Annotated in this window: 5 protein-coding genes; 3 read left to right on the top strand and 2 right to left on the bottom strand. The window is 56.4% G+C overall.

The window, feature by feature from the left end; genetic code table 11:
• Positions 1-5,223, bottom strand: a 5,223-nt coding sequence (locus tag BMX59_RS25935) for a non-ribosomal peptide synthetase (RefSeq protein WP_175486714.1), incomplete at its 3' end; no start/stop codon positions are given.
• Between the two features lie 462 nt (positions 5,224-5,685).
• Between BMX59_RS25935 and BMX59_RS25930 the strand changes: the two genes are divergently transcribed.
• The 3 genes from BMX59_RS25930 (at position 5,686) to BMX59_RS25920 (ending at position 11,160) form a co-directional block, all read left to right on the top strand.
• Positions 5,686-8,139 (top strand): penicillin acylase family protein, encoded by a 2,454-nt coding sequence (locus BMX59_RS25930; protein ID WP_093127383.1) that lies wholly within the window; start codon positions 5,686-5,688, stop codon positions 8,137-8,139.
• Positions 8,123-9,823: a cyclic peptide export ABC transporter gene (locus BMX59_RS25925; protein ID WP_093127380.1), complete on the top strand. Its 1,701-nt coding sequence runs from the start codon at positions 8,123-8,125 to the stop codon at positions 9,821-9,823. Before BMX59_RS25930 ends, BMX59_RS25925 begins: the two co-directional genes overlap by 17 nt.
• 62 nt (positions 9,824-9,885) lie before the next feature.
• A complete protein-coding gene (locus BMX59_RS25920; protein WP_093127377.1) occupies positions 9,886-11,160 on the top strand; it encodes a lysine N(6)-hydroxylase/L-ornithine N(5)-oxygenase family protein in 1,275 nt (424 codons plus the stop codon).
• Here the strand turns inward: BMX59_RS25920 and BMX59_RS25915 are convergent.
• On the bottom strand, positions 11,153-11,554 hold the full coding sequence (locus BMX59_RS25915) for a DUF5990 family protein (protein ID WP_093127373.1): 402 nt from the start codon (positions 11,552-11,554) through the stop codon (positions 11,153-11,155). The two genes, BMX59_RS25920 and BMX59_RS25915, sit on opposite strands and share 8 nt — an antisense overlap.
• Between the last annotated feature and the right edge of the window lie 86 nt (positions 11,555-11,640).

Here is an 11,640-nt window from a genome sequence, read left to right as displayed (position 1 = left end):
CAGGGGCAGATAAGCCGCACCGGTCTTGAGCACGGCCCAAATCCCCACCACCAGTTCCACCGAGCGGGGCATGGCCAAGGCCACCACGTCCTGTGCACCGATGCCTTCGGCCAGCAAGGCATGGGCCACGGCATTGGCGCGGGCATTAAGCTCGGCATAGCTGAGTTGAAGCTCGCCATGACAGAGCGCCTGAGCCGTCGGCGTGCGTGCCACCTGGGCCTCGAACAACTGCACCAGATCCCCGGCAGGTGCAGGGTGTGCGGTATCGTTCCAACCCTGCAAGACTTGCCGACGCTCCTCAGAGCGCAGGATGTCGAGGCTGTCGATCATCACTGGCCGGCCCTGTTCCATCGCACTGGCCAAGCCATGCATTGCCTGGAGCATGTACTCACATATCCGCTTCGCTGGAATTGGCGCCGCAACATGTGCAATCAACTCCATCGCGTCACTCTGGTCTTCGACAGTCAAGCAGAAGGGATAAGTCGCCCCCACCTGCCCGCCCAACCACTGCATACCCATAGGGAGCGAATCACTGAGCGCGCTCGACTGAGTGCTACGCCGGTAGTTGAGCAATGCACTGAACAACGGCGCAGGTGCGCAGATGCGGCTACAGCGCTGAGCCAGCGCCAACGGTGCGTGTTCGTGACGCAGCAGCGCCGTCAGACCGGCATGGGTATTGAGCACAGCATTGTCGACCGACAGGTCCTTTAACCCCAAGTAAAGAGGCAACGTGTTGATCAATAGCCCCATGGCCTGCTCGGCAAACTCCAGGGAAGACGCACGACCTAGCAGCACGGTGCCAAACACCACGTGCCGGCAAGCGCTGGTACGAGCGACTACCAGCCCCCAGGCAAGGTGGCACAGGCTGCCCAGGTTAACGCCGAGACGCCGGGCATGAGCGTCCAATTGCTGTAGAAGCGCCGAAGGCACTAGCTGACGGTGCTCCTGAGTATGAGCAGGGTCCACGTGCGCGACCCCGAACGGCAAACTCGGTTCACGTACTTGGGACAGATGCTCACGGAAAAATCGTTCATATCTTCCGGGGTTAGGCTCCAGGAAGGTTTGCGCCACAAAATCACGGAACCGTCGGACTGGCGGTAACGTGGAATCTTTGTCCGCCAGTAGGGAAACGACCTCATCATTGAGCATGTGCAGCGTCAAATGGTCTCCAACCAGATGATGCAGGCGCAGATGGAGCAACCATCTATTCGCCTGAGGATCTGCTGCAACGCTCGCACGCAACAGACCCGCTTCGCCGATATCAATGCTATGCAGGTGCGGATCGTAACGTTTACGAAGCTGGTCAAGCACAGGCCCGTGCCGCTCATCGAGCTGCGGATAAACGATTCGCAGAGGTGCTTGGCGCCAAACGACCTGAACCGGCGTGGAGAGGTCACGCCAAAAAAAAGAGGTGCGCAAGATATCGTGACGGGCGATAACCTGCTCGACACCCTCAAGGTAGCGATCAAGCAATGAGCGGTCTGTAAATGCAATCTCGTAGGCCATCAGGTACGGATCACCCTGCTGCGCCAACAAATGATGGAACAGGATGCCGTCCTGCATGGGCGACAGCGCGTAAATATCTTGAATATTTGCGACGCCGCCTGGAACACGCTGCACCAGCAGGTCGATGTCGGCCTGGGTCAGAGAAGCCAAAGGCAGCATCTGTGCCGTGATCGAGGTGGTGTCAGGCGTGATCGTATTCGGGGGTACGACCGTCTGGCATGCCTCCCGCAAAGCGACGGCCATGTCCGCCAATCGCGGAAGGGCGAAGATCGAATGGACGTCCAGCGCGAAGCCATACTTTCGCAGCCTGGCAACCATCGATACCGCCAGTAGGGAATGGCCGCCAAGCTCAAAGAAATGATCATTGCGACCGACCTTCTCAAGGCCCAACACACTCTGCCAGACCTCCACCAGCACATGTTCCTGCTCCGAGCGCGGGGCCTGCTCTTGTGCCGTGGCGTGTACAACACGTTCGGGAACAGGCAACGCCTTGCGGTCGACTTTCCCGTTTACGGTCAAGGGTAAGGTCTTCAGGAACACCAACACACTGGGCAACATATGCTCGGGCAACACTGCCCGCAGATACGCACGCAGCACGGGGACCAATTCGTCCTGCGCCTCGCCTTGGGGCACCACATAAGCGACAAGCTGTTGGTTCCCGGCCGCATCAGGGCGTGCGTCCACAACGGACTGGCTGACCTGCTCATGCAGCACCAGTTTCGACTCGATTTCGCCAAGTTCAATACGCGTGCCGCGCACCTTCACTTGAAAATCGCTGCGCCCCGAGTACTCAAGGCTGCCGTCGGCTCGCCAACGCCCCAGATCACCTGTTCGATACAATCGCGCCCCTGGCTCGGTGCCAAATGGATCAGGCACAAATCGCTGGGCCGTCAGAGAAGGACGGTTCAGGTAACCACGACTGACGCCGGCTCCGCCGATGTAGATTTCCCCTACGCCCCCGACAGGCAACAACTCGCCAGCAGCGCCGAGCACGTAGACCTGAGTATTATCGACAGGCTTGCCAATCGTGACATCGCTTGCGCCAATGCCCTCAAAACAGTGACTCGTCGACCATATGGTGGTCTCGGTCGGGCCATACAAATTCCAGAATGATCCTGCGTAAGCATGCAGTTTGTGCCGAAGCCCCGCAGGCAAAGGCTCGCCCCCCGACAGCACGCGTATCTTGCGTGAAGGCCAGCCTTGCTCTGCCAACATTCGCCAAGTCGAAGGCGTCGCTTGCATCAAGGTAACTGCATGGGCATCTATAGCGCTCGCCAACAGTTGAGGGTCAGACGCAACCCGTCTCGATGCGAGCACGACACAGGCACCGTGAACCAATGGCAAGAAAAGCTCGAGCGCGGCGATATCAAAGGACAGCGTGGTCACCGATAAAAACGCGTCAGTACCATCTATTGGGATACGCCGCTGCATCGCCTGAAGAAGGTTGACCACATTGCGATGCTCCACCATCACACCTTTCGGCACGCCGGTGGAACCGGACGTATAGATGACGTAGGCGAGGTCATTGCCTGCGACCGTTGGCAACTCCCGGGACGACGGCAGCGGCACATCGGGCCCGAACAATGAGCGCGACTCAAGCACTCGGCAATGGAGCGGCAGGTCAAGCCCCTCTACATTCCGCCTGTCGCTTAGCACAATGCCCGCGCAGCAGTCCGCGAGCATGAATGTCAGCCGTTCGGCAGGATGGCTAGGGTCCAGCGGTACATAGGCCGCCCCTGCACGAAGTATTCCGAACAACGCAACGAAGATATCCAGGCCGCGATCGAGCAACACCGCCACGCAATGGCCAGCGCCTACGCCTTGCTCAATGAGCGCTCCCGCCAACTGGCGGGAGCGTGTTTCAAGTTCTTGATAGGTCAGCGAATGATCTTCATAGATTGCCGCGCAGGCGTCAGGCGTGATTTGCGCTTGTCGTTCGAACTGACGGTGCAAAAGTGCAGGCTCAACCTCCTGGCTTTGCGTGTCATTCCATTGACACAGCATCTGCTGCATATCATCGGGCGAGAGCATCCGCAACGTATGGATCGGCGCGAGCGGACGCTCACAAATGTCCTGCAGCAGTGCCTGAAAGTGCCGTATGTAACGGGCAATAGTCACTTCGTCGAACAGATCAGAGTTATATTCCATGCCACCCAACAGGTGGCCCTCGTGACCGTCCTCCATGAAGGTGCAGGTGAGGTCAAATTTACTGACATGGACAGGAACATCCAGGGGTTCAACGCGCAACCCTGGTATTTCAATCCCGCCGCGCGGGGCATTCTGCATCACCATCATGACTTGAAACAAAGGTGTGTGGCTCAAACTTCTCGTCAGTTTGAGCTCGCTGACCACTTGCTCGAAGGGCACATCCTGATTGGCGTAGGCTTGCAAGGCCGAAGCCTTCACCTGCTCAAGTAACTGGTTGAAACCGGATAAGGGCTGGACCTGCGCGCGCAATACCAGAGTGTTCACAAAAAAGCCGATCAATGGTTCCAGCTCAAGCCGGCTACGACCTGCGGTGGGGACCCCTATGCACAGGTCCCTTTGCCCGCTGTAGCGGTGCAACAGCACGCAGAATGCTGCCTGCAACACCATGAAAAGCGTTGCACCCTGTGCCTGGCCAAGCGCTTTGAGCCGTGTGACTGTGCGCCTGTCCAAGCGCAAGCCTAAACTCGCCCCACGGTAGGTCTGGACCGCAGGCCGAGGTCGATCCGCAGGCAAGTCCAACACCTCAGGAGCCCCCGCAAGCTGCCCCCGCCAGTACGCCAACTGCTCCCCTCGTAATCCACCCTGGGCCCGTTGACGCTGCCAGACCGCATAGTCGAGATACTGCAGAGCCAACGCGGGAGGCTCGGACTCCACTCCGGTCAACCCCTTGGTGTAAAAGTCCACTACTTCCTGAATCAATACCGTCATCGACCAATCGTCGGCGACGATGTGATGCAAATTTATTAATAAAACATGCTCGGTCGACGTCAAACGCACCAAGCTTATGCGCAGCAATGAGCCTTGAGTCAGGTCGAAGGGCTTGACTGCCTCTTCCTGCATGAGCGCATCGATACGGTCCCGCTGTTCTGCAGGGCTTGATGGCCCCAGGTCCAGAAAAGCGATCGGGCACACTGAAGTCGGCTGCACGCACTGCCTGGGCTCTCCGTCCACTTCAATAAAAACAGTGCGCAACACATCGTGACGCGCGAGTAACGCGTCGATTGCAGCCTGCAGCAGATCAATATCAATCGCCCCCCCGCGCAGGCGAACGGCTGTCGAAATCGTGTAGCGTGCGCTTCCCGGTTCGTAGCGATCGAGAAACCATAACCGCTGTTGGCCAAAGGACAGCAGCGACGGCAGCGCGCGCTGTTCAGCAGGCAGCGGTAGCAGTGCGCCGGTGTTGCGCAGGCGTTCGACAATCGCGGGTTTGTTATCGGCAATCAGCTGCTTGAAGGCGGCGGTCAAGACCCCTTTCGGCGCCTTGACACTGAGTTGACCCTGGGCACCCACGCTAAGTCGAATACCGGAGCGATCCAATGTCTGCAGAATTTCGATCAAGGGATCTTGCGGAATAGACGAAACGTCAGCTTGCACAGTGAAAAACTCCAATCCATGAGTAATACGCAGATAGCCCAGCGGGCGAATCGCGCGTCCATTCCTTTGGGGATAACCTTGGGGCTGGTCGCGGATAAGCAATCCAAAACGCCGAGCCCAGGCAGGCTTAATCATCGAAATCGTAACACAATGAATCTCGGGAGCGGTACGCTCTCTAGGGCTTGGCCCGTTATCCTGCGTTGGGATTTGAATTCTGCGTCCCCAGCCCGCAATTGGACTTGCGTCGCACGAAACAGGCGTGGGCAGAGGGGAATTGAAAACTTGAACACAGTAGCGTTCGGTTACGCATTGCCCTAAGATCCTCCGGATCTGAGCACTGTATTTCATACGCCAGACATCACACCTTGCGATGTGCTTGCCAAGTCCACTGGCTGTTTATGTGGGTCCCGACAGGATGTTTTGAATCGGCAGGTTTGCAACACCCCGCAAAAAACCATGAGTTCAAAAGCGGTGCTTGTGCAATGGCTTTAATCGTTACAGCACCTTCTTGCGCAGTCTTCGTCGTACCGCCAGCGGTAAGTCTGCCCAGGCCGTTGGTGCTCATGGAATGATCGAACGTTTGAAAGGACTCTCTGCGTGATTAAAAGGTTTCCGTTACTGTCCCGCCTTTGCTTACTAATTATTATCCCGGCAGTAACAGCACTCGCGCTGATATACCACTCCATGCTTTCTTCGTTGCCCTCGCCGCGGACCACGCTGGCATGGCCCGGCAATGACCCTGGCAACGTCACCATTTTACGCGACGAGCACGGCGTCCCCCATATCCAGGGTGATTCCGACCTGGCGGTCTTTTACGCAATGGGGTACGCCCAGGCACAGGATCGTCTCTGGCAATTGACGCTGCAGCAGCGAATCGCCCAGGGGCGCCTGAGTGAAGTTTTCGGGCGAGGCCTGATCAAGCAGGACGCGTGGTTTCGAACACTGGGTTTATACCGCACTGCAACCAAGGATCTGCTGGCCCTGAGTGATTCCGCGCGTGCATCGCTGCAAGCCTATTCAGATGGTGTAAATGCCTGGGTCGCCGGACATCCCACGCTGCCCCCCGAGTTTATTGCGCTCGGGATACAGCCGCTGCCCTGGACGCCGGTAGATTCACTTGCCTGGATCAAAGTATTTGCGTTGAACCTGTCAGGCAACCTGGATGACGAAATGCAACGTTATATAGCCAGCGCTTATTTCACTAAAGAACAGATCGCCTTTTTGTACAAAGGCCATGACGCTGAAAGAGCTGACATTTCAGAAGCGCAGAAAAGTGCCAGGATGCAGGCATTGGCCGCAGTCCTGGAGGGGCAGCGGCTCGTAAAGGCAGACCTCAACCTCGGTGGGAAATGGCTTGGAAGCAACGCTTGGGTTGCTTCAGGGCGACTATCAAGAGAAGGCCGCGCAACGCTGGCAAATGATCCCCACTTGGGTCTTAGCATCCCGTCGTGGTGGTACCCGGCCACGCTCGAAGGCAAGCACCTGAGAAGCACCGGCATGAGCCTGGTCGGTCTTCCGGCCGTTGTGCTGGGCCTGAATGACGACATTGCCTGGGGCGCCACCAGCATGACGGCTGATGTCCAGGATCTGTATTTTGAAACGCTCGATGCCGGCAGGCCGGGACATTATCTATACAACGGTAAATGGGAACCGTTGGAGGTGAGGTCGGAAGAGATAAAAGTAAAGGCAGATTTCCCGTCGTTCCTGCGCACCGAACTCAAGCCGGTGCAGTTGCAAATCAGAAGTACGCTTCACGGACCAATCGTCACCGATACCGAGCCTGCGCTGGATGCCACCGGTGCATTGCGCTGGGTCGCACTGGAAGTCACAGATACCACATACGAAGCCCTGCTGAATTTGAATTACGCCAGGAACTGGCAGGAGTTCAAATCGGCATTAGCATTGTTCGTGTCCCCGGCCCTCAACTTTCTATACGCGGATGTTCAGGGCAATATCGGATACATGGGCGCCGGTCGGATCCCAATACGCAAGCAAAGGCAAGGTGCCCTCCCTGTTCCAGGCATGAATGACCAGTACGCATGGCAGGGCTACATTCCTTTCGACAAAATGCCCCAGCGATACAATCCGCCGGAAGGTTACCTGGTGTCGGCCAATGACGACATCACCGGACCCGATTACCCATACTTCATTTCCGATAGCTGGGCACCTCCTGGCCGCGCCCAACGCATTCGCCAACTGCTGGCGCAAAGTATCGAGCGAACGGGCGAGGTTGACTTCAACGCTCATCAGCAGATACAGCATGACGTGCTCAGCCTTCCCGCTACGCGAATGATGGGCGCCCTCGGCTTGCTCGCGGGGCGCACACCACGTCAGGAACAAGCCCTGGAGCGCTTGCAACATTGGGATGGCAGCATGTCAATGGACAGTGTTCCCGCAACGATTTTCAATGTGTGGATGCGCCATCTGGTCGACCAGGTCTTCGCCGCCAAAGCAGCAGTGCCATTTAATCAGCGAGGGCATATCGCCAATATTGAAGCCATGTTCGCCAACACCACAACCGATCAGCTGTACGCCGCCCTGACTGAAGCTGACAGTCCCTGGTGCAGGCCAGGAGAAAAACCAATGCCTTGCGCCACAGCCCTTTACGCAGCGCTGGATAAAACTCTGGATGAACTGGAAAAGCTCAAGGGCACCGACATGCAGGCATGGCGCTGGGGCGACGTTCAGTCGGCTTTCTACGAACATAACCCGTTCAGTTTTATCAAGCCGTTCAATACGTTTTTTGAGCGTAAAGTCGGTACGCCCGGCTCGACCGATACCGTCAATGTCGCTTATTCGAGGTTCAGCCATTCAGAGGGTTACTTGAAGCACACCGGAGCGGGTTTTCGCCAGATCATACAGATGGGGCAAGGTACAAACGTTTATTCATATATGAATTCCACTGGGCAATCCGGCAACGTCATGAGCGCTCACTACGCAGACATGCTTATACCTTTTGAGCAAGGCCAGTACTATCGCATGACGCTGAAGTCGACGGGTATTGAAAAGGACTCTTCAGGAAGCACTCCACACCATGATGCTCATCAGTGAATTTGGGCGCAAAGCGCCTAACCGTCTATTTATTGCCCTGATCCTGGGCTGCCTGGCGGGCGTGTGTTATGCGTGCCTGATCCCAATCGTATTGAGCAGCCTGAGCGGCGAGAGTGATGGCATCGACCTGGCAGAGGCTGCGCGTTACACGGTCCTGTCGATAGAAATTGCCGACCACAGAATCGCAGCCGTATTCCTGGCGCTCTGCGTATTCATAGTATTTGCGCGGACGACATCGCGTGCCATATTGACGCGAATCTCTTCGGAAATGACCCTGGACCTACGCACCCACTTGTATGAGCGCATAACAGGCGCAAACTTAAGTAACTTGGAATCCGTCGGCTCATCCAGGCTGTTGGCGGCAATGACCGAGGACATTCGACGTGTGGTCGTGGGCGGGCAACTGTTACCCGACTTGCTAATGAGCAGCGTGACACTCCTGGGCATGCTGTCATTCCTGGCCTTTCTGAACACGGCGGCGTTCGTGTTCGTTGTTCAGGCAATCTGCATTGGCGTCCTGACCCATCAATTGCCGGTATTCTTTGGCAATCGCAGCTTCACCGCGTCACGACAAATATTCGGCAAGCTGCAAACGGCAATGACAGGCCTGATTTTCGGCGCGAAAGAACTAAAGTTGGATGCGCAGGGCCGTAAGCATTATATGGAAAACGTTGTTCTTGCTCACGAACGAGCGTTACTCAAGGCAGACAAGACCACGTACACCATTCTGGTTGCAGCGAACTCATACGGGGACCTGTTGAGCTTCTTCCTGATTGGGGTGGTGTCATTCGTATTCGTCAATTATCACACTGTCAGTACTACGCAACTGGTCGGGATTGTTATGGCCTTGCTCTATGTGGCAGGGCCGGTCTCAATGATCATCGATGTGATTTTTCCGATCACCATGGGTAAAACCGCCTTGCGAAATATAGAAAAATTATTCATCGAGCTGTCCGAGGACAGCTCGGCGAAGACATTTGCGCCTGCGGGTCACTGGGAGTGCATGCACCTGTCCGACCTCGTCTTTCAGCACGCAACCAACACCCACGCAGACGCCTATAAGGTCGGTCCGATTTCCCTGGACATCCGCCGTGGAGAGTTGACGTTCATCGTCGGCGGGAACGGTTCGGGCAAGACGACGTTGTGCAAAATGATCTCTCTGCATTACATGCCTTTGCAGGGAACCATCAGTTTCGATGGACGCGCGGTGAATGATGCATCGCGTGAAGGGTTTCGCCAGGAAATCGCAGCGATCTATTCTGACTATCACCTGTTCGACCAATTATTGTGCCCACTGACAGACCAGGTTCAAGACCAGGCGCAAGAGCTCCTTGTTGATTTAGGACTGGAGGGAAAGGTCACGATTGAAAACGGCGTCTTCTCGACATTGGCGTTGTCAGACGGCCAACGCAAGCGCCTGGCTCTTCTAGTAGCCTTGCTTCAAGATCGTGGGTTGTACATTTTCGATGAATGGGCTGCCGATCAGGACCCAGGATTCAAGCAGGTTTTCTATCGCAGGGTGCTGCCGAAACTGCGCGAACGAGGCAAGGCGGTTGTGGTCATCAGTCACGATGACCGCTATTTCGATGTCGCTGACCAAGTTGTTACCATGGAATACGGTTCATTGCTCAGCCTGCATCGGTGCGACGCATTGGTGAGCGAGCCCCTACCCGATAACGCGTAATCGGGAGATGAACATTTTTCGCCACGGCCACTGAGACGCCATCCAGAGGAATTTTGTTGAATATGGAAGTACATGATCTGATCGGTGTCGGCTTCGGTCCTTCAAACCTGGCCCTGGCCATTGCACTGCAGGAGCACGGCTCGCGAGGCGAGCCTGTGCGCATGCTATTCCTGGAGCGGGAACCGAGATTTGCCTGGCATGAGCACATGATGTTGGCCGATACACGGATGCAAGTTGCCTTTCTCAAAGACCTGGTCTCGTTGCGCAACCCCAGGAGCCATTTCAGCTTCGTTAACTATCTGCATGAACAGAATCGTCTTCAGGACTTCATCAACCTGAAGACCTTCTACCCCAGCCGTCACGAGTTTGGCGATTACCTTGCCTGGGCTGCGGGCCATTTCAGTGACTGCGTCGAGTACGGGAATGAGGTACTCGAAGTTACGCCTCACCTGGGACAAGAAGGTGTCCACCTGTTGAAGGTCCATACCCGCGACAGGCAGGGCCAGGACCACTATCACCTGACGCGCCATCTCGTCATAGGCATTGGCGGCAGCTCGCGCATCCCTGATCAATTCGTGCAGCTCAGACACGACAAGCGGATATTCCACTCAAGTGGCTATCTCAAAAGCATACCCGAGCACATGCACGCCCAGCGTGTCGCAGTCATAGGCGCCGGGCAAAGTGCAGCCGAGATATTCATGGACCTGCCAAATCAATCGGCAAATGTGCAGGTCGACCTGATCATGCGCAACAGCGCCCTGAGAGTCGCTGACGATAGCCCTTTCGTGAACGAGATCTTCAACGCCGACCTGATCGATCAACTCTACGACAGCCCTGAGCAGAATGCTGCTTACATCAAGGACTTCTGGCATACCAATTACGCAGCGGCCGATTTGGCCCTGGTGGAGAACATCTATCAAGTGATCTATCAGCAGAAAGTCAGAGGCCTGAACGGCCATCGCATCCTGAACAATCAAGAAATCACGGCGGTCCAATCGTGCGCCGAGGGCGTCAGTATCACCCTGAAGGACCGGTGTAGAGATGCATGCACCACCCACACTTATGACGCGGTGATATTGGCCACCGGCTATCGGCGAGACCATCATCTGGCCTTGCTCAAACCACTGGCCAGCTATCTGGGCGACTTCCGCGTGGACAGGCAGTACCGCTTGCACACCACGCCCGATTTCCGCCCCTCAATCTTTCTTCAAGGCGCCTGCGAGAGCTCGCACGGCCTGAGCGACACGCTATTGTCAGTACTTGCCACTCGAAGCGCGCAAATCACCGCTGCGCTCACCGCTTCACTGAGCGCCTGTGAACAAGGGCAGCTCAGGTGATCTGCCACGCCACCGTATCAATCGAGTGGGGCTTTCGTCCGGTTATATCCGCACGCAATACACTCGCTTTCGCCAACTCGGCGGCCGAAAATCGCAGAGGCACCTTGACACGCTGAACCCAGGGGGCGGCGCAAGTGCCCATGCGCTTCCAGCTCAAATACACGAAGCGCTCCTGCGGTTTCCCATGGACAAAAGCCCCGGCATAGTCGACGACCCCACTGCCCTTGTCGCGTAGTTGAATTTCACAGGAGAATTCATGGCTCCCATTTTTAGCCTGCACGCCAGCATGAACCGCCTGCTCCTTGTCTTGCAGGCCGACGAGCGCAGACTCTCCAATTTCCGGTAACGTCTTGCACACCAGGACAAGCTTCAAGCTGCTTGGCAAATCGCTCATTTTAACCTCTTATCCGAATAAAACGGCAGCTTTTCATGACTGCCCTGCTTGCGTATTCAATACCGTAGGCGGTGACAAGATCAAGC

The organism is Pseudomonas sp. NFR09, from assembly GCF_900111535.1.
GTDB lineage: Bacteria > Pseudomonadota > Gammaproteobacteria > Pseudomonadales > Pseudomonadaceae > Aquipseudomonas > Aquipseudomonas extremorientalis.
The sequence above is the reverse complement of the archived record's forward strand: the minus strand, read 5'-3'. Positions and strand labels throughout refer to the sequence as shown.